At 69.1% G+C, this 25232-nt stretch carries 28 protein-coding genes; 11 read left to right on the top strand and 17 right to left on the bottom strand.

Going from position 1 to position 25232, the window contains the following annotated elements:
- Window positions 1-56 precede the first annotated feature (56 nt).
- A complete protein-coding gene (locus B0W80_RS15470; protein ID WP_077000045.1) occupies window positions 57-962 on the top strand; it encodes an alpha/beta fold hydrolase in 906 nt (301 codons plus the stop codon).
- 27 nt (window positions 963-989) lie between these two features.
- Here B0W80_RS15470 and minE read toward each other — a convergent pair whose 3' ends face one another.
- From minE to minC, 3 genes are all read right to left on the bottom strand, one after another.
- Window positions 990-1268 (bottom strand): cell division topological specificity factor MinE, encoded by a 279-nt coding sequence (gene minE / locus B0W80_RS15465; RefSeq protein WP_077000044.1) that lies wholly within the window; start codon window positions 1266-1268, stop codon window positions 990-992.
- A 3-nt stretch (window positions 1269-1271) separates the two neighbouring features.
- The gene (gene minD / locus B0W80_RS15460; protein ID WP_077000043.1) at window positions 1272-2090 is read right to left on the bottom strand and encodes a septum site-determining protein MinD; all 819 of its coding nucleotides are present in this window, start codon (window positions 2088-2090) and stop codon (window positions 1272-1274) included.
- Between the two features lie 80 nt (window positions 2091-2170).
- Complete coding sequence (gene minC, locus B0W80_RS15455; RefSeq protein ID WP_077000042.1) at window positions 2171-2926, bottom strand: septum site-determining protein MinC; 756 nt, start codon at window positions 2924-2926, stop codon at window positions 2171-2173.
- Between the two features lie 242 nt (window positions 2927-3168).
- On the opposite strand from minC, the gene B0W80_RS15450 reads away from it, so the two are divergent.
- Window positions 3169-3507, top strand: coding sequence for a hypothetical protein (locus tag B0W80_RS15450; protein ID WP_077000041.1), 339 nt, complete (start codon window positions 3169-3171; stop codon window positions 3505-3507).
- Here the strand turns inward: B0W80_RS15450 and B0W80_RS15445 are convergent.
- Together B0W80_RS15445 and B0W80_RS15440 are read right to left on the bottom strand one after the other, a co-directional pair.
- Complete coding sequence (locus B0W80_RS15445; RefSeq protein ID WP_077000040.1) at window positions 3471-4832, bottom strand: solute carrier family 23 protein; 1362 nt, start codon at window positions 4830-4832, stop codon at window positions 3471-3473. The two genes, B0W80_RS15450 and B0W80_RS15445, sit on opposite strands and share 37 nt — an antisense overlap.
- Window positions 4833-4886: 54 nt before the next feature.
- Window positions 4887-5315, bottom strand: coding sequence for a hotdog fold thioesterase (locus B0W80_RS15440; RefSeq protein ID WP_077000039.1), 429 nt, complete (start codon window positions 5313-5315; stop codon window positions 4887-4889).
- Between the two features lie 106 nt (window positions 5316-5421).
- Here B0W80_RS15440 and B0W80_RS15435 point away from each other — a divergent pair, with 106 nt between their 5' ends.
- A complete protein-coding gene (locus B0W80_RS15435; RefSeq protein ID WP_077000038.1) occupies window positions 5422-6759 on the top strand; it encodes an AsmA family protein in 1338 nt (445 codons plus the stop codon).
- A gap of 33 nt (window positions 6760-6792) precedes the next feature.
- Here the strand turns inward: B0W80_RS15435 and B0W80_RS15430 are convergent, their stop codons facing one another.
- Window positions 6793-7710, bottom strand: coding sequence for a LysR family transcriptional regulator (locus B0W80_RS15430; protein ID WP_077000084.1), 918 nt, complete (start codon window positions 7708-7710; stop codon window positions 6793-6795).
- A gap of 72 nt (window positions 7711-7782) precedes the next feature.
- Between B0W80_RS15430 and B0W80_RS15425 the strand changes: the two genes are divergently transcribed.
- The 3 genes from B0W80_RS15425 to B0W80_RS15415 are packed head-to-tail and all read left to right on the top strand — an operon-like array spanning window position 7783 to window position 12483.
- Complete coding sequence (locus tag B0W80_RS15425; RefSeq protein ID WP_083745425.1) at window positions 7783-9192, top strand: aspartate aminotransferase family protein; 1410 nt, start codon at window positions 7783-7785, stop codon at window positions 9190-9192.
- A 31-nt stretch (window positions 9193-9223) separates the two neighbouring features.
- Window positions 9224-10204 (top strand): Bug family tripartite tricarboxylate transporter substrate binding protein, encoded by a 981-nt coding sequence (locus tag B0W80_RS15420; protein WP_077000037.1) that lies wholly within the window; start codon window positions 9224-9226, stop codon window positions 10202-10204.
- Window positions 10201-12483 (top strand): LamG domain-containing protein, encoded by a 2283-nt coding sequence (locus tag B0W80_RS15415; protein WP_077000036.1) that lies wholly within the window; start codon window positions 10201-10203, stop codon window positions 12481-12483. Before B0W80_RS15420 ends, B0W80_RS15415 begins: the two co-directional genes overlap by 4 nt.
- A gap of 10 nt (window positions 12484-12493) precedes the next feature.
- On the opposite strand, the gene B0W80_RS15410 is transcribed toward B0W80_RS15415, so the two are convergent.
- A complete protein-coding gene (locus B0W80_RS15410; protein WP_077000035.1) occupies window positions 12494-13465 on the bottom strand; it encodes a threo-3-hydroxy-L-aspartate ammonia-lyase in 972 nt (323 codons plus the stop codon).
- A 150-nt stretch (window positions 13466-13615) separates the two neighbouring features.
- On the opposite strand from B0W80_RS15410, the gene B0W80_RS15405 reads away from it, so the two are divergent.
- Entirely contained in the window at window positions 13616-13900 is a 285-nt protein-coding gene (locus B0W80_RS15405) for a DUF1778 domain-containing protein (RefSeq protein WP_077000034.1), read from the top strand.
- Window positions 13897-14379, top strand: a complete 483-nt coding sequence (locus tag B0W80_RS15400) for a GNAT family N-acetyltransferase (RefSeq protein WP_077000033.1) — start codon at window positions 13897-13899, stop codon at window positions 14377-14379. The genes B0W80_RS15405 and B0W80_RS15400 overlap by 4 nt, the downstream gene beginning before the upstream one ends.
- Window positions 14380-14419: 40 nt before the next feature.
- Here the strand turns inward: B0W80_RS15400 and B0W80_RS15395 are convergent, their stop codons facing one another.
- From B0W80_RS15395 to modB, 3 genes are read right to left on the bottom strand one after another with little or no spacing between them, the layout of a single operon-like run.
- Window positions 14420-15205, bottom strand: coding sequence for an ABC transporter ATP-binding protein (locus B0W80_RS15395; RefSeq protein WP_077000032.1), 786 nt, complete (start codon window positions 15203-15205; stop codon window positions 14420-14422).
- Window positions 15202-15954: a molybdate ABC transporter substrate-binding protein gene (modA, locus tag B0W80_RS15390; protein WP_077000031.1), complete on the bottom strand. Its 753-nt coding sequence runs from the start codon at window positions 15952-15954 to the stop codon at window positions 15202-15204. Before modA ends, B0W80_RS15395 begins: the two co-directional genes overlap by 4 nt.
- A 40-nt stretch (window positions 15955-15994) precedes the next feature.
- Window positions 15995-16678, bottom strand: a complete 684-nt coding sequence (modB, locus tag B0W80_RS15385; protein ID WP_077000030.1) for a molybdate ABC transporter permease subunit — start codon at window positions 16676-16678, stop codon at window positions 15995-15997.
- 199 nt (window positions 16679-16877) lie between these two features.
- Here modB and B0W80_RS15380 point away from each other — a divergent pair, with 199 nt between their 5' ends.
- Window positions 16878-17534, top strand: coding sequence for a nitroreductase (locus B0W80_RS15380; RefSeq protein ID WP_077000029.1), 657 nt, complete (start codon window positions 16878-16880; stop codon window positions 17532-17534).
- On the opposite strand, the gene tsaA is transcribed toward B0W80_RS15380, so the two are convergent.
- Together tsaA and B0W80_RS15370 are read right to left on the bottom strand one after the other, a co-directional pair.
- Complete coding sequence (gene tsaA, locus B0W80_RS15375; RefSeq protein ID WP_077000028.1) at window positions 17499-17990, bottom strand: tRNA (N6-threonylcarbamoyladenosine(37)-N6)-methyltransferase TrmO; 492 nt, start codon at window positions 17988-17990, stop codon at window positions 17499-17501. The genes B0W80_RS15380 and tsaA overlap by 36 nt on opposite strands.
- Before the next feature lie 14 nt (window positions 17991-18004).
- Entirely contained in the window at window positions 18005-18352 is a 348-nt protein-coding gene (locus B0W80_RS15370) for a winged helix-turn-helix domain-containing protein (RefSeq protein ID WP_077000027.1), read from the bottom strand.
- A 120-nt stretch (window positions 18353-18472) separates the two neighbouring features.
- Here B0W80_RS15370 and B0W80_RS15365 point away from each other — a divergent pair, with 120 nt between their 5' ends.
- Window positions 18473-19222, top strand: coding sequence for a hypothetical protein (locus B0W80_RS15365; RefSeq protein ID WP_077000026.1), 750 nt, complete (start codon window positions 18473-18475; stop codon window positions 19220-19222).
- 5 nt (window positions 19223-19227) lie between these two features.
- Here B0W80_RS15365 and B0W80_RS15360 read toward each other — a convergent pair whose 3' ends face one another.
- The 3 genes from B0W80_RS15360 to B0W80_RS15350 form a co-directional block, all read right to left on the bottom strand.
- Window positions 19228-21036 (bottom strand): feruloyl-CoA synthase, encoded by a 1809-nt coding sequence (locus tag B0W80_RS15360; protein WP_077000025.1) that lies wholly within the window; start codon window positions 21034-21036, stop codon window positions 19228-19230.
- Between the two features lie 112 nt (window positions 21037-21148).
- Window positions 21149-22105 carry a 3-hydroxyacyl-CoA dehydrogenase NAD-binding domain-containing protein gene (locus B0W80_RS15355; protein ID WP_077000024.1) on the bottom strand — a complete coding sequence of 319 codons (957 nt, stop codon included), beginning with the start codon at window positions 22103-22105 and terminating at the stop codon, window positions 21149-21151.
- Between the two features lie 3 nt (window positions 22106-22108).
- Window positions 22109-23026, bottom strand: a complete 918-nt coding sequence (locus B0W80_RS15350; protein WP_077000023.1) for a 3-keto-5-aminohexanoate cleavage protein — start codon at window positions 23024-23026, stop codon at window positions 22109-22111.
- 115 nt (window positions 23027-23141) lie between these two features.
- Here B0W80_RS15350 and B0W80_RS15345 point away from each other — a divergent pair, with 115 nt between their 5' ends.
- Window positions 23142-23849 (top strand): Crp/Fnr family transcriptional regulator, encoded by a 708-nt coding sequence (locus B0W80_RS15345; protein ID WP_077000022.1) that lies wholly within the window; start codon window positions 23142-23144, stop codon window positions 23847-23849.
- 45 nt (window positions 23850-23894) lie between these two features.
- Here the strand turns inward: B0W80_RS15345 and B0W80_RS35490 are convergent, their stop codons facing one another.
- Together B0W80_RS35490 and B0W80_RS15340 are read right to left on the bottom strand one after the other, a co-directional pair.
- A complete protein-coding gene (locus tag B0W80_RS35490; protein ID WP_179106935.1) occupies window positions 23895-24068 on the bottom strand; it encodes a hypothetical protein in 174 nt (57 codons plus the stop codon).
- A gap of 119 nt (window positions 24069-24187) precedes the next feature.
- On the bottom strand, window positions 24188-25129 hold the full coding sequence (locus B0W80_RS15340; protein WP_077000021.1) for a LysR family transcriptional regulator: 942 nt from the start codon (window positions 25127-25129) through the stop codon (window positions 24188-24190).
- Window positions 25130-25232 lie beyond the last annotated feature (103 nt).

The following is a 25232-nucleotide window of genomic DNA, read 5'->3' as shown; positions in this document are numbered from 1 at the left end:
CAGCCTGCCCCGCAGCAATGAAGAGTGGGTCTGGTACTGAGCCGCGGGAGCCCGCCATGTCGACTGCCACTTCCACGGCGGCTGCGGCCGCGACTTCCAACTACTACGGTGCGAGCCCCTGGATGCGCGCCTTGCGTCTGTTGCTGGCTGCCTCCGAGCGAGCCTGGCCAGCCATGGGCGTGCGCGCGGCCCATCGTCTCTTCGGTACGCCGTTGCCGCTCAAGTGGCTCAACCGTCCCGATGGGCCTGGCGCTGAATGGCAACGCGAAGCCTGGGCCTTCGAGCAAACCAGCCTGGGCCTCTATGCGCCCATCGCCTCGATGCCCGATGCACCGCTCGTGCTGTTGGTCCATGGTTGGGGCGGCCATGCCGGCCAGATGGTGCCGCTGGCGCAGACGCTTGCGGCCGCCGGGCTCTCGCCGCTCTTGCTGGAGATGCCGGCCCACGGCCGCAGCGACGGCACGGCGAGCAACCTCGCGCAGTTCGCACGCGCCATCGAGTACGTCACGGCGCGGCTGGCGCTGGAAGGGTCGCCGCTCAAGGCCATTGCAGCCCACTCCCTGGGCGCCAATGCGCTTGCCTACGCTGCGAGCCGCGGCGCGCGTGCCGAGCGCCTGGTGCTGTTGGCGCCGCCGGCCTCGCCGCATGCCTTTACCCGCTACTTCGCCCATGTGTTCGGCCTCAGCGAACGCACCCGTGCAGCGATGCAGCACCGGATCGAGGCGCGCGAAGGCATCCTGATGCCCTTGCTTGAGCCCGCGGCCGTGGGCCCGCGTATCGTGCAGCCCACGCTGGTGGTGCACGACCGCGACGACCGCGTGAACCGCTTCGCCGACGGCGTGGCCTACCGCGACGCGATTGCCGGCGCCCGGCTGGTCGCCACCGAGGCGCTGGGCCACCGCCGCATCCTGCGCGATCCGCCCGTGCTGCAGCAGGTCACCGCCTTCATCGCGGCGGCGTGAAGCTGGGCTCCAGCAGCCCGGAGCCGTTCAACGCGCCGCGAGGGCCGTGCCGTCCGGCAGTTCGATCTTGACCTCGAGCACCTCCAGGTCGTCCTGCCTCTCCAGGTTGACCTTGATGTCCTCGGCATTGATCGACACGTACTTCGAGATCACGGCGATCAGCTCGCGCTGCAGCTCGGGCAGGTAGTCCGGGCGACGCTTGCCACTGAGGCTGCTGCGCTCGTGCGCCAGGATGATCTGCAGCCGCTCTTTCGCGACAGCCGCCGTCTTCTTCTTTTCGCCCAGCAGGAACGAGAAAAACGACATCCCTTACCTCCCGCCGAAGAAGCGCTTGAAGAAGCTGGGCTTCTCCGCGTCGACGAAGCGCATCGGCTTGTCCTCGCCGAGAAAACGCGCAATCACGTCGGCATAGGCCTGCGCCACGATGCTTTCGCTGTCGTGGATCACCGGGATGCCCTGGTTGGAGGCCTGCAGCACGCTTTCGGACTCGGGGATCACGCCGATCAGCTTGATCCGCAGGATGTCCTGGATGTCCTCCAGCGACAGCATCTGCCCGCCCGCCACGCGGTTCGGGTTGTAGCGCGTGATCAGCAGGTGTTCCTTGATCGGTTCGCCGCCTTCCTTGGCGCGCTTGGTCTTCGAGCCCAGCATGCCGAGGATCCGGTCGGAGTCGCGCACCGACGACACCTCGGGGTTGGTGACGATGAGCGCCTCGTCGGCGAAGTGCATCGCCATCAGCGCGCCGGTCTCGATGCCGGCCGGCGAGTCGCACACGATGTAGTCGAAGCCCTGCTCGTCGAGTTCCTTGAGGATCTTCTCGACGCCTTCCTGCTTCAGCGCATCCTTGTCGCGTGTCTGCGAGGCGGCCAGCACGAACAGGTTGTCGGACTGCTTGTCCTTGATCAGCGCCTGGCTCAGGTTGGCCTCGCCCTGGATCACGTTAATCAGGTCGTACACCACGCGGCGCTCGCAACCCATGATCAGGTCGAGGTTGCGCAGGCCCACGTCGAAGTCGATCACAGCCGTCTTCTTGCCCGCCAGCGCGAGCCCGGACGCGAAGCTCGCGCTCGTGGTCGTCTTGCCGACGCCGCCCTTGCCCGAGGTCACCACCACAATCTTGGCTGCCATTGCGTTCCTTCTATGTTCAGTTGTTCAGTTCGTCGCGCGAAGGCGCCGCCGGGCCGCCTCAAGGCGGCAAGCCAGGGGGCTCATTCGATCGCGCTCATCACGATTTTTTTTCCGTCCAGCGAGATCTGTGCCGGTTTGCCCGCAACCTGCTCCGGCAGCGCGACTTCCGAGGTGCGGTAGATCCCGGCGATCGCGACCAGCTCCGCCTCCATGCAGGTGGTGAAGATGCGCGCCTCGGTGTTGCCGCGCGCCCCGGCGATCGCCTTGCCGCGCAGCGGTGCGTACACGTGCACGTTGCCGTCGGCGATGACTTCGGCGCCGTAGTTGACGACCGCAGTCACCACCACGTCGCCGCCGCGCGCGTACACCTGCTGGCCCGAGCGCAGCGGCTTGTCGATGACCAGCGTGCCATTGGCCGGCACCGGCACCTCGCGCACGATCTGCGGCTGTGGCGCCTCCACCGCCGGCGCAGGTGGCCGCGGGCTCGGCGTCGGGGCCACCGGCATGGCCGTCACCGACAGGCCGGCCGCTCGCGCGGCCGCATGCTGCACATCGCTGCCGCCGCGCACCGCGATCGGTTGCGTCTGGTGGCGCGCCAGCAGGGTGCGCAGGGCGGGGAAGTCGATATCGGCGGGGGCTTCGGCCTCCTGCAGCTGCGACAGGTCGATGACCACCGGCTCCTGGTCGAAGAAGTCGGGCGAGTCGGCCAACTGGACGTCGAGCGCCGCGGCCAGCACGTCCAGGTCGGCCGTCTTCAGGATCACGGCAATCAGCGGAAGCGTCGCGCTCTTGAATTCGAAAACCGCTCGGGTGCGCGCGGCGGATGCATCGGCCATGGAAAACGTGTGTGCGAAAAGCGTGGAAGTCTAACGGGCAAGGGGATGAAGCCCTGGCGAGCGTCCTTGAAAGCGCCATTCGGCACAACATTTCTTGCACCAGGTTTCACTTTGAGCGGTGGGCTGCACGTCGGTGAACGGGAACTTCTCCTACACCAATGGCTGAGTACCTTATGCAGACTGCGCGCTTCCCAAAATGACTGGTGCGCCTATTTTCCTTCACAGGCGTGCTCTCGACTTCGATGCAGCCCATCCTCGACATCCGCACGGTGAACGCCCACCTGTACACCTACAGCCTGGGCGCCGCGGCGCAGGCCGAAGCGCACACCGGCGACGTCTTCGATACCGCCGAGCGCTGTCTGCAGGATGCCGGCCGAGGGCTGTATCTCTATTTCGACCGCGTGCAGATCCACTTCGCGGGCTTCGCGCTGGGCAGCTATCCGGTCGCGCGCATGGTGAATGATCCGCTCGGCCTGTTCCAGGAGTTGATGGCGCGCGTGATGCGCATCTACCGCGCGCGCGCCGTGCCGCGCTGGCGCCCGCCTCAGGCCGTGGCGCGCGAGCGGTTGAGCAGGGCGTAAAGCAGGATCGCGCCGAAGGTGGCGGTCCCGATGCCACCCAACGCGAACTGGCCGAACTTCAACGTGAAGTCGCCGGTGCCAAGGATCAGCGTGATCGCTGCGACGATGAGATTCCGGTTCTGCGAGAAGTCGACCCGGTTGTCCACCCAGATCTTGGCCCCGGCCACCGCGATCAGCCCGAACACCACGATGCTCACGCCGCCCATCACCGGCAGCGGAATGGCCTGGATCAGCGCACCGAACTTCGGACTGAAGCCCAGCAGCAACGCGATCAGCGCGGCCACCACGAACATCGCGGTCGAGTAGATCTTGGTGGCGGCCATCACGCCGATGTTTTCGGCATAGGTGGTCACGCCCGTGCCGCCGGCCGCGCCGCTCACCATGGTCGCGATGCCGTCGCCGATGAAGGCACGGCCGAGGTAGGGGTTGAGATCGCGGCCCGTCATTGCACTCACCGCCTTGATGTGCCCCAGGTTCTCCGCCACCAGAATGACAGCCACCGGCGCGATCAGCAGGATCGCGTTGACCTCGAAAACCGGCTTCGCGAATTGCGGCATGCCCAACCACGGTGCCGCGGCGAGCGGGCCCAGGTCGATCGGCTTGCCCAGGCCCATGCCGTTGGTGAGCACCGCGTAGACGATGCTGGCGGCGATGAGGCCCATCAGGATCAGCAGCCGCTGCACCATGCCGCGGCTGTACACCGCGATCAGGCCCACGCACAGAAAGGTGACGGCCTGCATCCAGGTGTCGAAGCCGGTGGGCGCCATGTTCTTGATCGGAATGCTCGCCAGGTTGAGGCCGATCACGGCGACCACCGCGCCGGTCACCACCGGCGGCATCAGGCGCTCGATCCAGTGCACCGCGGCGCCGCGCTCGATCTCGTCGACCTCTACGCCGCGCAGCGGCGCCGTCTTGCGGTGCCGTTCGTTGGTCACTGCCACCAGCACGCCGATCAGCACGTAGACCAGGCCGCAGACGATGATGCCGCCGAGCGCCACGCCCAGGTTCGTGTTCGGCCCCTGGCCGGCATAGCCGGTGGCCGCGATCACCACGCCGATGAAGGCGAAGCTCGATCCCAGGTAGCTCGGCACCCGGCCGCCGGTGATGACGAAGAAGATCAGCGTGCCGATGCCGCTCATCAGGATCGCGATGTTCGGATTGAAGCCCATGAGGATCGGCGCCAGCACCGTGGCGCCGAACATGGCGATCACGTGCTGCACCCCCATCGCCGTGGTCTGCAGCCACGGCAGGCGCTCATCGGGCGCCACCACTGCGGCCTGGCCCGATGTGACTTCGCGCCAGCGGGGAAAGTAGGAATCGCTCATGGCTTGTCGTCCTTGCTTGTTGTCGTTGTTCGTTGCCGGAGCTAAGGCGCGTGCTCAGGCGGCCGGCGAGGTCAGCACCGCCATCGTGATGCGCGACACGCAGGTCAGCTCGCCGGCGTCGTTGGTCAGGTCGATCTGCCACACCTGCGTGCTGCGGCCGCGGTGCACCGGCCGCGCGGTGCCCGTGACCCAGCCCGAGGTGGTGGCACGGATGTGGTTGGCGTTGATGTCCAGCCCCACCGCGCGATGGCCCTCGGGCGCCGAGTAGTGCGCGCCGCAGGAGCCCAGCGTTTCCGCCAGCACCACCGACACGCCGCCGTGCAAGATGCCGAAAGGCTGGCGCGTGCGCGTGTCCACCGGCACGCGCCCGCGGATGAAGTCGTCGCCGATCTCCAGGAACTCGACGCCCAGCGTCGCGACAGCGGTGTTCTCGTGGCTGCGGGTCAGCTCCTCGATCGAGATGTTCTTCTTCCAGATGGTCATTCGGTGCTCCAGGGTCGATGTGGCGCAAAACTATAGCGACTGGTCCTGACATGGCCATCGGGACTCGGCCGATGGCGTCGCCGGGTTCGCGAACTAAGCTCGCCGCATGACGCATGCTCGACGCTGGTGGATGGGTGCCTTGGTGGCCGTACTGCTGCTCCTCGCCGGCGGCGCCTGGTACGCCTGGCGCCTGCTGCCCAACGACGAGGCGCTGGCAGCCGACATCGGCGAACGCTTCCAGAAGGCGACGGGCATCGAGCTGCGCGTGGGCGAGGCGAGCTGGTCGCTGCGGCCGACACCGGTCGTCGTGCTGGAGAACTTGGCCACCGAGCAGGACAAGCCGATCACCGTGCGCCGCGTCGTGCTGCGGCCGCGGCTCGATGCGCTGTGGCGGCGCAGCATCGCGATCGAAGCCGTCGAGGTCGAAGGCGTCGTGCTGCATTGGGCCTCGGTACGGGCCTTCCGGGGCCGGTGGCAGGGAGGCGAGGTCTCCGGCATGCTGGCCGGCGCCTGGACCACGGCAGACATTCCGGTGGAACGCGTGCGCTTGCGCGACATCACCTGGATCAACCGCCGCGAGCTCGCCCTGGCCTACGACGCCGACGTGCGTTTCGACGCGGGATGGCGGCCGCGCGAAGCCGAAGCCTGGCGCCCGGGCGTGTCGCCCGAAGCCCGGCTGCGCCTCACGCGCGAGGGCGAAGCGGATCGCTGGGACGTGCAGATCGCAGCCGGCGGCGGCACGTGGAACGGGCAGGCCGCGCTCGAAACCTCCGACAAGGGCCGGATGCGCCTGAGCGCACAGCTGGACCCGCACAACGTCGACGTCGGCGACCTGGTGCGCGCCTTCGGACGCAACCAGGCCGTCGAGGGCCGCATCGAAGGCCGCACCGACGTGCGCAGCGAAGGCGACAACGTCGGCGAGCTGATCCGGCACTTCAACACCCGCACCCGCTTCACCATCCGGCCGGCGACGCTCAAGGGCTTCGACCTGTCGAAGGTGGTCGGGGCGCCGGGTTCCGCCAAAGGTGGGCAGACCGCGCTCGACGAACTCACCGGCACGCTGGAGACGCAGAACACCGGCGACGGCATCCAGCTGCGCTACGCCGGCCTGCAGGCACGTTCCGGCGTGCTCAGCGCCAGCGGAAGCGCCACGGTGCTGAACCGCCGGTTGAACGGCGACGTGGCGATCGACCTGGTCGACGGCGTGGTCGGCCTGCCGCTCAAGCTCGCGGGCACGCTCGACGACCCGCAGGTCTCGCTGACCGGGGGCGCGTTGGCGGGCGCCGCGGTCGGCACGGCCGTGCTGCCGGGCGTGGGCACCGCCATCGGCGCGCGCGTCGGTCAGCAGGTCGAGAAGATGTTCGGCAGCGAGGAAGAGAAAAAGAAGAAGCAGCAGCAGCCAGCGGCGCCGCGCAAGGCGCCCGCAGCGCCCCTGCTGCCCTAGCCGATCCGACGGCCCTGGCGGCTTCGCGCGTCGTCACTGCGCGGGCCGAAAACCCGGCAGCGCATGCATGCGCTGCTTCAACGCATCGATGAAGGCCGACACCCGCGCCGGCCGGTACAAGCCCGGCGGCAGCGCCACGTGGATGCCGATCGGCTCCAGCCACCAGCGCGGCAGCACCCGATGGATGCGCCCGGCCTGCATGTCGGCATGGCACATCCACGGCGCGGCGGCGCCGATGCCGGCGCCGTTCAGGATGGCGCGGTAGCTCGACAGCAGGCTGTCGGTCTTGAGCGGCGTGTCCAGCCGCACGAGGCGCGAGCGGCCCGACTTGTCGAGCAGGCGCACGCTGCCGTCCACGTATGGCACCAGGCCCACGCAGGGCAGCGAGGACAGCCGCGCCAGCGTGACCGGCCCGATGCGCTCGAGCAGCGCCGGCGCGGCGATGAGTACCCGCTCCATCGCGCCCAGGTGGCGGCTCACCAAGCCCGGGTCGCGCACGTCGCCCACGCACACCCAGCATTCGGCGCCGGACGCGGCCAGGTCCACCACGCGGTCGGTCAGCGTCAGCTCGATGCGCAGCGATGGATGCGCGGCCCGCAGGTCCGTCACCGCGTCGGTCAGGAAGCCGGTGCCGTAGCCCGAGGGACCGATCACCCGCAGCGTGCCTTCGGGCCGGCTCTGCCCGCCCGAGAGCCGGCTGGACAGGCCCGACCAGCGATCGGTCAGGTCGTGCGCCTCGGCCAGCAGCGAGCGGCCCTCGTCGGTCAGCGAGAAGCTCGCCGTGTTGCGGATCGCGAGCTTGCAGCCCAGCAGGCGCTCGAGCTCCAGCAGGCGTCTGCTGGCGGTCGGCTGCGTGGTGCCGAGCAGCCGCGCGGCCTTGCTCAGCGATCCACTCTCGCCGATGCGGATGAAGGTCTCGAGCAGGTCCAGGCGGTCGTGGGTGTACTTCATGCGCATGACGTATAGCACTTCATCGAACGACACGTCTACCGGCCCGGGCGTGGGCTCCGTATCGTGCGCGGCATGACCCACTCGGCACCCATCGCACCACCCGTCCGCACCATCGGCGACACGCCCCAGGGCGGCAGCGTCCTCGGCTTCTACGCGCCCAAGGGCGCCCCCCGCCCGCCGCGCATCGCGCGTGGCGAGGGCATCTTCCTGTGGGACGACGCAGGCCGGCGCTACCTCGACGCCACCGCCGGCGCGGTGGTCGCCAACATCGGACACGGCAACCCGCGCGTGCTGGCCGCGATGACCGAGCAGGCGGCCAAGGTCAGCTTTGCCTACCCGCGCTTCTTCGAGAGCGAGCACAACATCGCATTGGCCGACCGCGTCTGCGCGCTGGCGGGCGAGGGCTTCGACCGCGCCTTCTTCGTCTCGGGCGGCTCCGAGGCCAACGAGTCCGCCATCAAGCTCGCGCGCCAGTACGCGGTGGTGCGGGGGCAGGGCAGCCGCAGCAAGGTGATCTCGCGCGACCCGAGCTACCACGGCTCCACGCTCGGCGCGCTGGCGGTCACCGGCGATGCGAACACGCTGAACCTGTACGGCCCGATGATCCGCGCGATGCCGAAGGTGCCGGCGCCGCTGTCCTACCGCGTGCCCGACGGCCACACCGTGGCCTCCTACGAGCTGGCCTGTGCCGACGCGCTGGAACAGACCATCCTGCGCGAAGGGCCCGAGACGGTGCTGGCCTTCATCCTCGAGCCGATCGGCGGCCTCTCGACCGGCGCGGTCGTGTCATCGGCCGCCTACTTCGAGCGCGTGCGGCAGATCTGCGACCGCCATGGCGTGCTCGTCATCTACGACGAGATCATGAGCGGCGCTGGCCGCACCGGCGCCTTCCTCGCCGCGCACCACTGGCCCGCCGCGCGGCCCGACCTCGTCACGCTGGCCAAGGGCCTGGCTGCCGGCTACACGCCGCTGGGCTGCCTGCTGGCGCCCGACCGCATCGTCGACGCGGTCGCGGGCAGCGGCGGCTTCGTGCACGGCCACACCTACTTCACGAATCCGCTGTCGTGCGCGGTGGCCAATGCCGTCGTACAGGAAGTCATCGACCAGGACCTGGTGGCGCGCGCACGCGACATGGGCGAGCTGCTTTCCGCCCGCTTGCGCGACATCGCCGGGCGCTCACCCATCGTCGGCGACGTGCGCGGCAAGGGGCTGCTCACCGCGATCGAACTCGTGGCCGACAAGAGCACCAGGCGCCAGCTGCCCGCCGCCTTCAACGCACCGGCGCGGCTCACCGAGCATGGCCTCGCGCACGGCATCGCGCTCTACAACCGCCGCGCCAACCTCGGCGCCTTCGGCGACTTCCAGATGATCACGCCGCCGCTCACCATCACCGCGCCCGAGATCGACCAGCTGGCCGACCTGCTCGAACGCTCGCTGGCCGACCTCGCCGACGAGATCGCGCGCAAGGGCCTCGCGGCCTGACGCGTTTTCTTTCAATCCATCAAGGCCCACCATGAAGCTTCCCGCATTGCTGATGAAGACCGCGCTCGCCTGCGCCTGCCTCGCCTTCGCCGCCGCATCGTCGGCGCAGATCGCCACGAACAGGGGGCCGGTGAAGCTGATCGTCGGCTATCCGGCCGGCGGCTCGGCCGACGTGCAGGCGCGCACGCTGTCGGACAAGCTCGCAGCCGAGCTGGGCACCACCGTGGTGGTCGACAACCGCACCGGCGCCGGCGGCCAGATCGCGGCCGACTACGTGCGCAATGCCGCACCCGACGGCCTGACCGTGCTGCTCGCCAACATGCACATGATGGTGATGCTGCCCCTTACCTCGAAGACCGTGCGCTACGACGCGGTGAAGGACTTCAAGGCCGTGGGCCGCATCGCGAGCTTCTACGAAGGCATCGCCGTGCCGGCCGCGCTGCCCGCGAAGGACGTGAAGCAGTGGCTGGAGATCGCGCGCACCGATCCAAAGAAGGCCAGCTACGGCGTGCCCGCGCCGGGCAGCGTCGCGCAGTTCATCGGCTATCGGCTCGGCACCGAGGCCAAGGCCGACCTGGTGGCCGCGCCGTACCGCGGCGCCGCGCCGCTGGTGCAGGACTTGTTGGGCGACCAGATCGCGGCCGGCATCACGCCCATCGCCGACCTGGTGGCCTACCAGCAGAGTGGCAAGCTCAAGGTGCTCGCGGTCAATGGCGCCAAGCGCTCGGCGCTGCTGCCCGACGTGCCCACGCTCAAAGAGCTGGGCCAGACGCACTTCGACAACCTCGAATGGACCGGGCTCTTCGTGCCCGCGTCCACGCCCCAGCCCGTCGTCGAGCAGCTGCACAAGGCACTCGGCAAGGCACTGGCCGCCAACGACGTGCAGGAACGCTTTGCCAAGCTCGGCTTCGAGGCGCATCCCAGCACGTCCACGGAACTCACGCGGCTGATCGAAGACGACCTGAAGACCTGGGGCCCGGTGGTCAAGGCCTCGGGCTTCACGTCCGAATGAACGGCATACCCGCGCACAAGGCACTGCATCTTCCCGGCGTCCATGGCTATGCCGACCACAAGAGCGTGGCGGCCGGGGAGCTGCTGCGCTTTCACGTCAGCAGCGACCGGGCCTATCGCCTGTCGGTCTGCCGGCTGGGCACCGATGTGGAAGGGCGCAGCGACGACGAGGTGCTGCACGCGTTCGCGCCTTCGGCGGCACGGGTGCAGCCGATCCACCCGGGCTCGTACGTGCATGTCGAGAAGGGGCTGCCTGCCACGCTCGCGCTGCGTGGGTTGAGCTTCGAATGCTGGGTCAAGCCTTGGAGCGTGGCGAAGCGCCAGACCCTGGCGGGCCAGTTCGACGTTCCCGCGCACTGCGGCTGGGGCCTGTTCATCGAGGCCGGCGGCGCGCTCGCTTTCCACTTGGGTGACGGAGGCGCATTCCGAGCCGATGCGCAGCAGGCCCATGGCTGCCTGGCGGCGCGGCGCTGGCAGCACGTGGCGGCCACGTGGGACGGCCGCGTGGCCGCACTGTGGATCGACGGCCTGCGCGTCGGGCAATGGGACGCGCCGCAAGACGTGCGCCCGGGCCCGTCGCCGCTGCGCCTGGGCGCAAGCGCGGTCGATGGCGCGGCCGATGTGTTCCTCGACGCCGACCTGATCATGCCGGCCCTGTACGACCGCGGGCTCACGCCCGACGACATCGCGCAGCGCGTCGCGGCACGAGGGTTGCGCGCACCCATCGGCCGCTCGGTGCTGGCCTGCTGGCCCTTGCGCGAGCAGCGTGGCGCGCGAGTCGCCGATGCCAGCGGCCACCAGCGCACGGGCCGCATCGTCAACCATGCCACCTGGATGATCGTCGGCCCCGCCTTCGACGCCGCCAAGGTGGCGCCCAACGAAGACACCGAGTCCGACTACGACCCCTTCGCGGACCCGACGCGCGGCCACGGCCTGCGCCTGGCGAGCGACGACCTCTACGACTGCCGCTGGGACGCCACGCACGAGTTCCGCATTCCCGCGCACGCCAGGTCGGGCATCTACGTGGGGCGCCTGCGCTTCGAGCTCGAAGGCCGCGACGCCGAATACGACATCAGCTTCATCGTGAGGCGGCCCGCGCACGCCGCAGCCGCGCCGATCCTCGTGCTGTGCGCGGTCAGCAGCTGGCTGGCCTATGCGAGCACGCCCTTCGCGAAGAACGTGGTCGACGACCCGGTCTGGCCGCGCCGCTCGGAGGGCCTGGAGAACTGCCACCCGGAGGCGCCGGCCTTCTGCAGCTACACCTATCACCGCGCCGGCCAGCCCTGCTACCAGGTCGGCCTGCGCATGCCCTGGCCCAATGCCAGCCCCAATGCGCTCTACGACCCCGCGGGCAGCGGCTTCAGCCAGTGGGTGCGGCTCGAGCGGCACCTCCACGTGTGGCTGGAGCGCGAGGGCTACGAGTTCGACATCGCGGCCGACATCGACCTGCACCGCGACCCGGCGATGCTCGCGCGACACAAGACGGTCTTCGTCAACGGCCACAGCGAGTACTGGTCGACGCCTGCCGTCGACGGCCTCGACGATTACCTGTGCCGCGGCGGCAGCGCGGTCGTGCTCTCGGGCAACACCATGTACCTGCGCGTCAGCTACGACGAGGACATGACCGTGATGGAGCAGCGCAAGGTCGACGGCCCCGACCACGACGACAGCGCCCCGCCGCTGGGCCCGCCCGCCGGCCCCTTCGGCGAGCAATACCACAGCCAGGACTGGGCGCGCGGCGGCCGGCTCAAGGCCTCGGGTCGCGCGGCCGGCCGCATCGTCGGCCTGGAGACCGCGGGCTGGGCCTTCGCCGACGGTGACGACTTCGGCGTTTATCACGTGACGCAGCCGGGCCATGCGCTCTTCAACGAGCCGAAGCCGCTGGGTCTGGCGAAGGGGCAGACCTTCGGGCACGCACCGGGCGGTGGCCTGCCGCGCGCGATCGGCCATGAATGGGACTTGACGCTCGCCACCCTCGCGCGCATGACGCACGAGGTGCCGGCCGGCGCGGCGCTGCCCGAGCCGCCCGAGGGCATCGAGGTCATCGCCCACGGCATCCGGCGCGTGCCGGGGCGGCTCGATGCGTACCTCGACTACTTCTCCAACCTCACCGAGTCGCTCGATGGGCTGTCGGCCGAGATGATCTATTGGGAGCGGCCCCAAGGCGGCCGCGTGTTCCACGCCGGTGCGGTGGGTGCGGCCTGGGTGGTGGGCAGCGATCCCATCTTCGGCGCGCTGCTGCGCAACGTGCTGCACCGCTTCGGCGTGCAGCCGCGCTGAGGCGGCGGCGTCAGGCCGCGAGCAGCGCGCCCAGGCGTTCCACGTCGACGTTGCCGCCGCTGATCAGCACGCCCACGCGCAGGCCGGCCAACTGCGCCTTCATGGCGCGCGCGGCCGCGAAGCCCAGGCAGCCGGTCGGCTCCACCACCAGCTTCATGCGCGTGGCGAAGAAGCGCATCGCGTCGACCAGCTCGGCGTCGGTGGCGGTGAGCACGTCCTGCACGTCGCGGCGGATTACCGGGAATGTGTGGTTGCCCAGGTGCTGCGTCTGCGCGCCGTCCGCGATGGTCTTGGGCGTGTCGATGTGAACGATGCGGCCGCTGCGGAAGGACTGCTGCCCGTCGTTGCCCGCCTCCGGCTCCACGCCGTAGAGCTTGCACTGGGGCGACAGTGCCCGCGTGGCCAGTGCCGACCCCGACAGCAGCCCGCCGCCGCCCAGCGGCACGAAGAGCGCGTCGAGCGGCCCCACTTCATCGAACAGCTCCTTGGCCGCGGTGCCCTGGCCCGCCATCACGTCCGGGTGGTCGTAGGGGGGGATCAGCGTCATGCCGTGCTTCTGCGCCAGGTCGCGGCCGATCTGCTCGCGGTCGTCCTTGTAGCGGTCGTAGATCACCACCTGGCCGCCATAGCCCTTGGTGGCGGCCACCTTCGCGGCCGGCGCGTCGTGCGGCATCACGATCGTGGCCGGCATGCCCAGGATGCGCGCCGCCAGCGCGATCGCCTGCGCATGGTTGCCCGACGAGAACGCCACCACGCCGCCCTTGCGTTGGCCCTCGTCGAATTTCGACAGCGCGTTGAAGGCACCGCGGAACTTGAAAGCGCCCATGCGCTGCAGGTTCTCGCACTTGAAAAAGACCTGCGCGCCGATGTCCTCGTCCGCCGTGCGCGAGCGCAGCACTGGCGTGCGGTGTGCATGGCCTTCGAGGCGTCGGGCTGCGGCGGCGACGTCGTCGTAGGTGGGGAGGTTGGGGGTGTCTGGCATTGGGGCGTCCTCTGTGTGCGAGCACATTGTTCCATCGGAAAGGCCCCATCCCGGACAGGGTGTCATGCACCAAGCGTGTGTTGACGATGAATATACGTTTACTTCACAATTCGTGTATCTGTTGTATATGCAAAAAGAAAGTGCCTGACCATGCGTGATGCAGCCATCAATCTCCGCGCCCTGCCTGAGCAGCGGGACCTGATAGACCACGCCGCCAGTCTCCTCGGCAAGAACCGATCGGATTTCATGCTCGAAGCCGCGTGCGATCGGGCGCAGTCCGTGATCCTGGACCAAGTGTTCTTCACTCTTGATACCGATAGCCTCAAGCAGTTCACTGCAATGCTCGATGCACCGCCAACGTCGAACCCCGGCCTCGAACGTCTGATGGCGGTGAAGGCGCCTTGGAAAAAGGCAGCGAGAGCCCGCAAAGCATGAGTTTGTCGCTAGAGGCTCCGCGGCCGCTGACGGCCGACCATTTGCTCGATGAGTTCGATTGCGGAGAGGATGGGTTGGATTTCTGGCTCAAACGGCGGGCGTTCGCGAATCAAGGCAGCGGCGCAAGTCGCACCTTCGTCGTTGCCGACACCGGCGGGCGGGTCTTCGGGTATTACGCGATGGCTGCAGGTGCGGTGGCTCACCGCGATGCGACGGGCAACGTGCGCCGCAACATGCCTGATCCCATCCCCGTCCTGGTGCTGGCTCGCCTGGCAGTGGACCTGCGGGCGCAGGGCATGCAATTGGGCGGCGCCTTGTTGCAGGACGCCGTGCAACGCGCCATCACCGTGTCGCAGAACGCCGGCGTACGTGCCCTATTGGTTCATGCATTGCACGAACAGGCCAAGGAGTTCTATCGGCACTTTGGATTCGTGCAGTCACCGGTGCATCCATTGACCTTGATGCTGCGTCTGCCTTGACTGCAGTTCCACGGAACTCAGGCTCCTGTTCCGCGCAAGCTCAGGCGGCGCCACCCGCCAGCATCTGCCGCAGCCGCCCCCGCAGCGGCGTCTCTGCCTCGGCGGGCACGCCGCTCAGCGCCAGCGTCGCCAGGTCGCGGCTGCTGCCTGCGTGGAGGTCGACCTCTCGCACCACCTGGCCCTGCTCGTAGACGAAGGCCACGTCGGCCAGGGCGAGAACGTCTTCGATGTCGTGCGTGATCATCAGCACGGGGATGTTCCAGCGCTGCCGCACCTGCGCGAGTTCGGTGCGCAATGCGCTGCGCAGCATCGGGTGCAGCGCGGCGAAGGGCTCGTCGAGCAGCAGCACCTGGGGCCGGCAGGCGAGGGCGCGCGCAAGTGCCACGCGCTGCTGCTGGCCGCCCGAAAGGTTGCGCGGGCGGCTCGTGGCCATCGTTGCCAGGCCGAAGCCGTCGAGCAGAGCCTGGACCTGCTCGTCCTCGTCGCTGGACAACCGGCGGCGATGCCATGACCGCAGGCCGAAGGCCACGTTGTCGCGCACCGACAGGTGAGGGAAGAGCGCGTAGTTCTGGAACAGGTAGCCGATGCGCCGCTCTGGCGCCGGCAGGTCGATGCCCCGCGCGCTGTCGAACAGGGTGCGTCCGTCCAGCCGCACGTGGCCTGCATCCGGCCGCAGAAGCCCGGCGATGGCCTGCAGCGTCAGCGACTTGCCGGCACCCGACGGACCGTAGAGCGCCGCGAAGGGCGCATCGGTGGCGAAACGCGCCGCCAGCTCGAAGCGGCGGCTCTGGTCCGCCACGGTCAGCCGGAGGTCGACGTCGATCACGGCTTGCCGAAACCGTACCGCGCCAGCGTCTGCTGGGCGGCGTCGGAAGACAGGTAGTCGACGAAGGCGCGGGCCAAGGCCTTTTCCTTGCTCTCGGCGATGACCGAGACCGGGTAGGTCACCGGCGTGTGCCCGGTGGGCGTGAGAGCGATCTTGACCTTGTCGCCCGCGATGGCCGCGTCGGTGCGGTAGACGAAGCCGGCCTCGGCCTCGCCGCGGCTCACATAGTCGAGCACCTGGCGCACGCTGTCGGCTTGCACGAACTTCGGCTCCAGCGTGGTCCAGAGCTTCGCGTTGTCGAGCACTTCCTTGGTGTAGCGGCCCACGGGCACGGTGGCCGTCTTGCCGATCGCGATCTTCTTGACCGCCGGGCCTTCCAGGTCCTGCAGCGACTTCAGCCCCGTGCCGCCCTGCGATGGCTCGACCAGCACCAGGCTGTTGCTCACGAAGTTCTTGCGCGTGTCGGCTTCGATCAGCTTCTGGTTGGCCGCGCGGTCCATGGTCTCCTGGTCGGCGCTGGCGAAGACGTCCACCGGCGCACCCTGGCTGATCTGCTGCAGCAGCACGCCCGATGCGGCGAAGTTGTAGCGCACCGTGGCGCCGGGCTTGCTGGCCTCGAACTGGGTGCCGATGGCCTTGAAGGCATCGGTCAGGCTGGCCGCGGCCGACACGGTGATCTGTTGGGCGGCCGCCGCCCAGGGCAGGGCACTGGCGAAGGCGAGGACGAGAAGGCGGCGGGTCAGGCGCATGGCGAAAAGCTCCTAGAAGGTCGGAAGGTCAGGGAAAAGATCAGCGAAGTGAAAAGAATCGGTTCGACAGCACCAGCACCGTGATCGACAGCACCGAGGTCACGATCACGAGCACCAAGGCCAGGTCGTCCTGCCCGGCTTGGGCGGCGTCGTAGATCGCCATCGACAGCGTCTGGGTCTGCTTCGGAATGGAGCCGGCCACCATCAGCGATGCGCCGAACTCGCCCATGGCGCGCGCGAAGGCCAGCAGCGTGCCGGCCAGGATGCCGGGCCAGGCCAGCGGCAGCGTCACGCGCAGGAAAACCGAAAAAGGCGACTGGCGCAGCGTGCTGGCCGCGGCTTCGAGCGCACGGTCGACGCCTTCGAAGGCCGCGCTGGCCGACTTCAGCACGAGCGGCAACGCGACCACGGCCGAAGCCACCACGGCACCGTGCCAGTTGAAGATGATGGTGTAGTCCAGGTGCTCCCGCAGCCACGCGCCCAGCGGGCTTCGCCGGCCGGCGGCCACGAGGATGGCGTAGCCGATCACCGTGGGCGGCAGCACCAGGGGCAGCATGAACAAGGACTCGAGCACCGTGCGGCCGAAGAAGCGCTTGCGTGCGAACAGCCATCCCAGCGCCACGCCGGCCACCAGCGCGAGCACCGTGGCCACGCCCGCGACCTTCAGCGACAGGACCAGGGGCGACCAGTCCATCGTGCCGAGCAAGGATGACGTTGTGTTCATTTAGATACGGCGGTATTGTTGCACGGCGCTTTGGCGCCTCCGCCAAGCCGGATTAGCGGGCATTCAGGGGCAGAGAGCAAGATGGAAAAGCCGTGGCCCGTAAGAACGATATTCGTATACCGATCGATACAGCGATGAGGCAGTATTCCAGCACCTGGGCAGAACCCTCTCGCCGCATGCACCCCCCTTTCGACACGCCGTGACCACGCGCCTCATGACCCCGGCCGAGCGCGTGCTCGAAGTGCTGCTGACGCGCCGCTCCGTCTCGCCCAGGCGCTTGCAGGCGCCCGGGCCGAACGCCGACGAGCTCGAGGGCATGGTTCAGGCCGGCATGCGGGCACCCGACCATGGCGGGCTGCATCCTTGGCGCGTGATCGAGTTTCCGCAGCGCGAGCGGGCGGCGCTCGCCCATTGCTTCCAGGCCGAGAAGCTGCGCCGCGACCCGCTGGCCACGCCCACCGACCTGCAGCGCGCCGCCGAGCACGCCACGCGCGCGCCCACGCTCCTCGGCTTCGTGGTGTCGCCGCGTCCGCACACCAAGGTGCCGCTGCGCGAGCAATGGCTGGGTGCCGGGGCCGCGCTGGGCAACGTGCTGGCGGCGGCGCACCAGCTGGGCTACGGCGCCTGCGTGCTGAGCGGCGAGCGCTGCTTCGATGCCATCCTGGCGCGCGAGCTGGGCCTGGGCCCGAACGAATATCTGGCTGGCTTCATCAGCATCGGCACGATCCGCGAGGCACCGCCGCCGGCCCGGGAGTGGCTGTCCCACACCGTCTGGTCGCGCTGGCCGGGGCCCGCGGCCGGCAGCCGGCAGGCGCCGGGGTCAGCCCATCCTGTCGTCGGACCGGACCTGGGCTAAAGCGTCCACCCGCCCGGCGAACCAGCCGATGCGCTGCGTGTCGCGCACGTCGAAGCGCGGCACATAGGGCTTGATGTCCAGCACCGGCGTCTGGTCCAGCATGTCGTTGCCGCTGAAATGGAGGGTGCGGCCTTCCACCGACATCAACCGCACGATCGACAGTCCGATGCGGTTCGGCCGCGCCGGCGCGCGGGTCGCGAACACACCATGGGCAGCCGTATCGAGGAAGGGCGTCACTTCCAGCCGCTCTTGCATGCAGCGGTGGAAGTGGGTCAGCACGATCAGGTAGTCGAAGCCCTCGATGTCTTTCAGGCCCGCGGCATAGTCGGGAAAGAGCTCGATTCGCCCCGGTTCGTCCGGCGCGCCGGCGGTCTGGATCGGCATGCCTTCGACGGCGGTGAAACGGCTGTGCACCAGGCCGATGGGCCGGCACTCGATGGTGTCTGGTGCCGTCATCGCAGGGCCTTTCCTTACTGGGCCAGCAGCCGCGTCAGCGCCGCGATGTCCGCGGCCGCGCTCATGCGGGCCGTGCTTTCCACGGCGCGGTAGTGCTTGACGATCTGCTCGCCCACGGGCGTCAGCGCGCTGCCGCCGCCGTGCGAGCCACCGGCCGCGGTGTTGACGGCGGGGCTGCTGAGCGCCTTGTTCATCTCGTCGATCAACAGCCAGGCCCGGCGGTAGGACATGCCCAGCTGCCGCCCGGCGGCCGAGATCGAGCCGGTCTCGGCGATGGCTTCGAGCAGCGCGATCTTGCCCGGGCCGATGGCGATGCTCTCGTCGCGGTAGATGCGAAGTCGAAACTGCACTTTGGATTTCATGCCGGGGCGTCGCGTCTTGAGGTCAGCCCCGAAGCGTAATCGATGCGTCGCCGCCCGGGCCGCGCACTTTTTTGGCGCCCGCACCCTGTTCGCGAAGGCCCCGGCTGCCGATAGAGAGCCATGAGCACGCTGAAGCCAGCGCCCGAGGGTGCGCCCAACTACAGGATCGCGCAGCGAGAAGGCTGCACGATCCTGTATGGCGACATGCCGCTCGGTGCCTGGCTGCGCCTGCTGCGCGGCGCGAGCGACCTGCACGTGCTGCATGCCGACGTGGCCCGCATGCTGGGCGCCACCGCCGTCATCGGCCCGCGCGATGGCCTGGCGCGCCTGCGTGCGCAGGAGACCGCGGCGGCCATGGGGCGCGTGCGTGCGCAGCTCGGCCGCTCGGCGCGCCGCCTCGACCCCGAGGCCGTGCGCTGGCTGGCCGCGGGCGAGCAAGGCCTGTCGAGCCTGGCGCTCTTCGCCCTGCTCACCGGCGTGCGGCCCCGCCATTACGGCGGCTCGGGCCTGGACCTGCCGCGCGATGTGCAGGAATTCCGGCGCTGCCGACTGCTGCTGGAGCAGGTGCCTTCGCTGCGCCGTGGCATGTCGCGGCTGGCCCGGCAGGTGGCCGATCCGGAGCTGGTGTCATGGGCCGCGCTGGCGGAGGCCTGGCCGGACCTGTGCGCGCAGATGGACCACGAGTGGCCTCAGTGGCGCGACCATCCCGGGCGCGCGCCGGGCGTCAACGCGATGCTGGAATGCTTTCAGCAGGTGGAGACCGACAGGGCATCGCTGCAATCCACCCGCATGGGCGCGCTGTCGTGGCCCATGCCTTTTCCCGAGCCGGGGACTTCGCGCGGCAGCGGCACCGCGCGCTGGCCGGGCTAGCGCTTTCAGTCCAGCCGCACCACCGCCGGATCGTGCGCGGCACCGTGAAGCCGCTCCACCTCCGCCGCGCGGCGGTTCAGCACCGCGCGCTGGTTGATGTAGCCCTTGTCCGTGATCTCGCCCGCGTCGATGTCGGGCGGCGTGCCCAGCACGAGCGCGCGAACCGGGCATTGCGACGAGCCCGCGCCGGCCTCGCGCAGCGCCGTCATCGTGCGATGGATCGCCGCCTGCAGCTCCGCCGGCGGCATGGCCGCAGCCTGCGCGCTCGGAAAGACCAGCATGCCCACGCAATCGCGGTCGTGGCCGGTGATCACCACGTCCTGCGCCAGCGGTGCGAGGCGCGAGACGATGTCGACCCGCAGCGTGCCCACCGACACCCAAGTGCCGCTGTTGAGCTTGAAGTCTTCGGCCACGCGACCGTTGAAGATCACGCCGCATTCGGGCCGCGCCGCATCGGCCAGGTAGCCCGCGTCGCCGATGCGGTAGTAGCCCTCTTCGTCGAAGGCCTGTGCCGTCTCGCGCGGTGCGTGGCGGTAGCCGGGGAACACCGACACGCCCTTGACCCGCATCTCGAGCTTGTCGCCGTTGGGCACGAACTTGAGCTCCAGCCCCGGCAGCGGCGCGCCGATGCATCCGGCGCCGTCGAGCTTCCAGTGGGCCGACGTGATGGCCGGCGAGGTCTCGGTCGCGCCCCACGATGTGGTGAGCCACAAGGGCCTGTCCGGCCGCGCGCGCCGGGCCACGGCTTCGAGCCGCTGCCAGGTCGATGGCGCGAGCGCCGCGGCGGCGTAGAAACACAGGCGCAGGCGTGAGAGCACGTCGGCCGCGAGCGCCTCGTCGGCCTCAAGGAAGGGCAGCAGCATGTCGTAGCCGCGCGGCACGTTGAACAGCAGCGTGGGCCGCACTTCACGCAGGTTGCGCACCGTCTTCTCGATCAGGCCCGGCGCCGGCCGGCCCTCGTCGATGTAGAGCGCGCCGCCATGGCACAGCACCATGTTGAAGTTGTGGTTCGCGCCGAAGGTGTGACTCCAGGGCAGCCAGTCGACCAGCACCGGCGCCTCGTGACCCAGAAAGCGCCAGGTCTGCGCGATCATCTGCTGGTTGGCGCACAGCATGCGGTGCGTGTTGATCACCACCTTGGGCTTGCCGGTGGAGCCCGAGGTCAGCAGGTACTTGGCGTGCGTGTCGGGGCCGATGGCTTCGAAGGCCTGCATCACCGCAGGCGTTTCCGCCGTGGCGATCAGCCGCTCGAAGGGCAGGGCACCCGGGTGCGTATCGGCATGGCGGCTGAATACCGCAACGGCTTCGACCCCGCACCCGGCGAGCGCGCCGCCGTACACCTTGGCATCGGATGCGTAGATCAACGAAGGCTGCAGCGTCTGCAGCATGACGTGCAGCCGCGACGGATCCTTGGCCATGCGCGAATAGGCGCTGGAAAGCGAGCATGCAGTGCGGCCGATGTGCATGGCGGCGAGCATCAGCACCGCGTGGTCGATCGCGTTGTCGGAGAGGATCACCACCGGCTTGTCCGCCGGCACGTTCAGGTCGAGCAGGCCTTGGGCGACCGCGCCGACCGCCTGCCGCAACGCACGGTAGTCCAGCTTGCGCCAGCCGTCGCCTTGTTCGTTGCGCTCGGCCAGCGCGATCGCGTCGGGCGTCTCGCGCGCCCAGCGTTCGAGCCATTCGCCGATGCAGCGCGCGTAGGGTCGCAGCGCCACCGGCGAACGCAGTGCGAAGGAGCCATCGTCGAAGTCGATGCGCAGCGTGCGCGGCGGGGCGAGTTGGGTGTCGTCGTCGAAGAAGCCCGTCACCATGGCGCCTCCAGAGGTAGTAGGCGGCCGCCGCCGGGCCGCCCCAAGGCGGGCCGCGCCTCCCCCGTGGGGGGTGGAGTTACACGAGCGAAGCTCGTGAAAAGCCGGGGGGCCGTCATGCTTCGAGTGTGCCGGAGGCGGCCTTTGCGCGAATCAGGTTCAACAGCAGGGTGTCGCGCGTTGACTCGAGTTCCTGCAGGCTGCGCTCGCCCATCTCCGCAGCCACGCCTTCGGTGACTTGCTTCTTGATCGCCTCGCTCATCGTGGGTGCGCCAAGATCTTTCCACCAGTCTTCGATCGGCCCGCCCAGGTGCGCGAGCACGTGCGCGACGCCGCCTGCGCCGCCCGACAGATGTAGGTTCATGAAAGGCCCCATCAAGGCCCAGCGCAGCCCCGGCCCGTGCGCGATCGCAGTGTCGATGTCGGCCACCGACGCCACGCCCTGCTCCACCAGATGAAAAGCCTCGCGCCACAGCGCAGCCTGCAGCCGGTTCGCGATATGCCCCTTGACCTCGCGCTTCACGTGGATCGGCCGCTTGCCGATCGCCGCATAGAAATCCATCGTGCGTGCCACGGCGTCGGCCGAGGTGCCCTCGCCGCCGATCACTTCCACCAGCGGAATCAGGTGCGGCGGGTTGAAAGGATGGCCCAGCACCACGCGCTGCGGGTTCGCGCAGCCGGACTGGAAGTCGCTGACGCGCAAGCCCGATGAACTCGAAGCCAGGATGGCATGCGCAGGCGCCGCGGCGTCCATGCGCCGGAACAGGTCGATCTTGAAGTCCAGGCGCTCCGGCCCGTTCTCCTGCACGAAGTCGCAGTCGCGCAAAGCCGCTTCCAGATCCGGATGGAAACGCAGGCGATCCATCGACGCACCTTCGGCGAGCCCGAAGCGCTCGAGCGTCGGCCAGTGCTGCGCCACGGCTTCGCGCAGCCGCGCTTCGGCGCCCGGCGACGGATCGGTGGCGTCGACATCGAGCCCGTGCGCGAGGAAGTACGCAGCCCAGCTCGCGCCGATCACGCCCGTGCCGACCACGGCGACGCGGCGGATGGTCTTGTCGTGCAGTGCAGCCATGGCTCAGATCGCGAACTCGGGCTTGGGCAGCCCCATGCGCGGCAGCCCCATCATGTCGCGCGCCTCGGCCGGCGTGGCCGGCTCCATGTCCATCTCGCGGATGACGCGCACGATGCGCTCGGTCAGCTGCAGGTTGGTGGCCAGCTCGCCGTGGCGGTAGTACAGGTTGTCCTCCAGCCCCACGCGCGCGTGGCCACCGAGCAGCAGGGCGCTGATGTTGGCTTCGAGCTGCGACGGCCCGATGCCGCTCACGCAGAAGATCGCGCCCTTGGGCAGCGTGTCGACCATCATCTGCAGGTGGCGCGGCGAAAACGGCATCGCGTTCTGGAACGCGCGGTGCACGTTCATCACCAGGTTGATGAAGTACGGCGCCTCGTCCAGCCCTTCGTTGATCAGCGTCGTCGTGTCCTGCAGGATGTGCGTGGGGCTGAACACCTCCCACTCGGGCTTGATGCCGCGCGCCTTCATGCCGGCGGCGAGTTCGCGGCCCTTGGTCAGCGGCGTGTCCATCAGGATCTCGCGGCCCTCGAAGCTCAGGTTGAGCGTGGTCGCGTCGAGCGTGCACATCTCGGCGCCGGCATCCATGCCCTTCACGCGTTCGTCGAACGCGATCTCCCAGCGCCCGCCGGGCAGCGGCTTGACCATGTCGCCGTGCACGCCGCCGCCGGTCGAGTTGTTGAGCACGATGTCGCAGCCGGCATCGCGGATGCGCTGGTTGATCTCGCGGTACACCGCCGCATCGCAGGTCGCGCCGTCGTCGGGCCGCCGTGCGTGAATGGCCGCGACGCTGGCGCCGGCCTTCCAGCAGGCCACCACGTCGGTCGCGATCTCGGCGGGCTGGGTGGGGAGGTGGGGGTTCTGCGACTTGTGCGCCATGCCGCCCGTGGGGGCGATGGTCACGATCACCTTGCGCTTGGACATCGAATCGGCTCCTGGATCTTGGGATGAGCGCGCTATTATTTTTGGCCGCCGTCCGGGCCACAGTCATCGCGACGACATTTGAAGTCAGGGTTTACGCGGCGCAGGACACCCCCCGATGCAACCCAAGCCGAGCCGCACACCGGCGGCCTCTCTCACCATCGACCAGCTGTTGCAGCGCTCGGTCTGGTTCCCCGCGCTGCCGGGCGACGTTCAGGCGCGCGTGGCCGAAGAGATGCGCGAGCAATCCGTGGCCGCCGGCGCCGCGCTGTGCCGGCGCGGCGACACGCCGCTGCACTGGTACGGCACGCTGGAAGGGCTGCTCAAGTGGTCCATCGACTCCGACGACGGCCGCTCCGTCACCTTCGGCGGCTTGTCGGTCGGCAGCTGGTTCGGCGAAGGCACCCTGCTGCGTGCCGTGCCGCGCTCGGCCGACATCGTCGCGCTGCGCGACAGCCGCGTGGCGCTGCTGCCGCTGGAGACCTTCGAGTGGCTGCACCAGACGCAGCAGACCTTCGACCACTTCCTGCTGCGGCAGATCAACGAGCGGCTGCACTGGTTCATGGGCAACTACGCGGCGCACCGCCTGCTCGACGCCGACAGCCAGGTCGCGCGGGCACTGGCGGGCTTGTTCCATCCCTGGCTGCATCCCGATGTCGACGTGCATCTGCAGACATCGCAGGAGGAAATCGCGAACCTCTCGGGCCTGTCTCGCCAACGCTGCAACGCCGCACTCAACCGGCTGCGCGAGGCCGGGCTGCTGCGCATCGAATACGGCGGCATCACCGTGATCGATCTCGACGGACTGCGGCGCTTCGTCGAGTAGCGCCGCTGCGCCCGGCGGCAGGGCGGCACGGCGGTTCGCGGCGGTTCAGTGCTGCTGTTGCTGCTTCTTCACCAGAGGCTTGGCGCCAGGGCTCTGCTGCGCCTCGCCTTCTTCGGCCGGCCGCGTTGGAACGGGGCTGTCATGGTCATGCGGCAGGTGCGCATGCGAAAGGTCGGCGCGTCGCTTCTCGGCGTGGCGGGGATCGGGTTGGCGGTTCATCGGCGGCTCCTCTTTCGAATGGCAGGCGCGTTCAGGCTAGGCACGCCGCGGCCGGGGGATGTCGGGCCGGCACCGACATCGGCGTCGGAGAAGGCGCAACCCGTCCGGCGCGCGGCAGCTCAGCCAGCCCCATGCGCGCCCAGCAGCGCGTCGCGAAACGCCAGCGCCGCCCGGCTCGGTGCCGGCGAGCGCCGCATCACGCAGACGAATCCGCAGTCGTAGCGAAACAGCGACTTGCGCACGGGCCGCATGCGCCCGTCCTGCTCGAAGATGCGCCCGTAGTGGTCGGGCAGGAAGCCCAGGAAGCGGCCCGAGAGGATCAGCGTGGCGATCGCTTCCTGGTCGAGCCCCGTGGCCGCGCGCTTGAGCCCGGCGCGGTGGCTGGCCTCCATGTTCGGCGAGTGGTAGCCCAGCCCAGCGAAGCGGTGCGCGCGCAGCGCCTTCCAGTCCAGGCCCGTGTTGCGGCCGTCGAAGAGCGGGTGGCCCGCGCCGCAGTACAGCAGCATCGTCTCGTCGAACAGCGGGTCGTAGGCGAGGCTTTCCGATTGCCGATGCGACGGGATGATGCCCACGTGCAGGCTGCCGTCGATCAGCTGGCGCTCGATCGCGTTGATGGTGCCGATCTGGATCTGCAGGGCGACGTCCGGTGCGCGCTCGGTGAAGTCCGCAATGGCCTGCCCGATGTGTGCCTTCGGGTTCGTCGCCGTCTTGTCGAACAGCCCCACCTCGAGCTGCCCGCCCATGCGCTGGTGGATGTCGTCCACGCCGCTGCGGAAGCTGTCCACCGCGCCCAGCAGGCGCAGCGTTTCCTCGTACACGCGCTGGCCCTCGACCGTGAGCGCGAAGCCGGCGCGCCCGCGGCGGCACAGCGTCAGGCCCAGGCGCGTTTCGAGGTCCTTGATCTGGCGGCTGATGGTGGACGTGCCGACGTTGAGCTCCAGCTCGGCCGCGGTCATGCCGCCGCAATCGGCCACGGCCTTGAAGACCTTGAGCATGCGCAAGTCGGATTCGCCGAGCTGGCCCAGGCGCGGGGCGGCGGAGGCCGCGGGTTTTACTTTCATGAAAGTTTCATTGCTGCGCAAGTGAGCCGGGATATTCTGGCATTGAGCGAAGTATGGCGCCTGCCCAGAATCCGCTCATCACCACCCTTTCGGCGCTGTCGCG

Origin of the sequence: Variovorax sp. KK3 (assembly GCF_001984055.1) — a bacterium.
Taxonomy (GTDB): Bacteria; Pseudomonadota; Gammaproteobacteria; order Burkholderiales; family Burkholderiaceae_C; genus Variovorax.
This window is presented reverse-complemented; position numbering and strand designations above follow the sequence as displayed.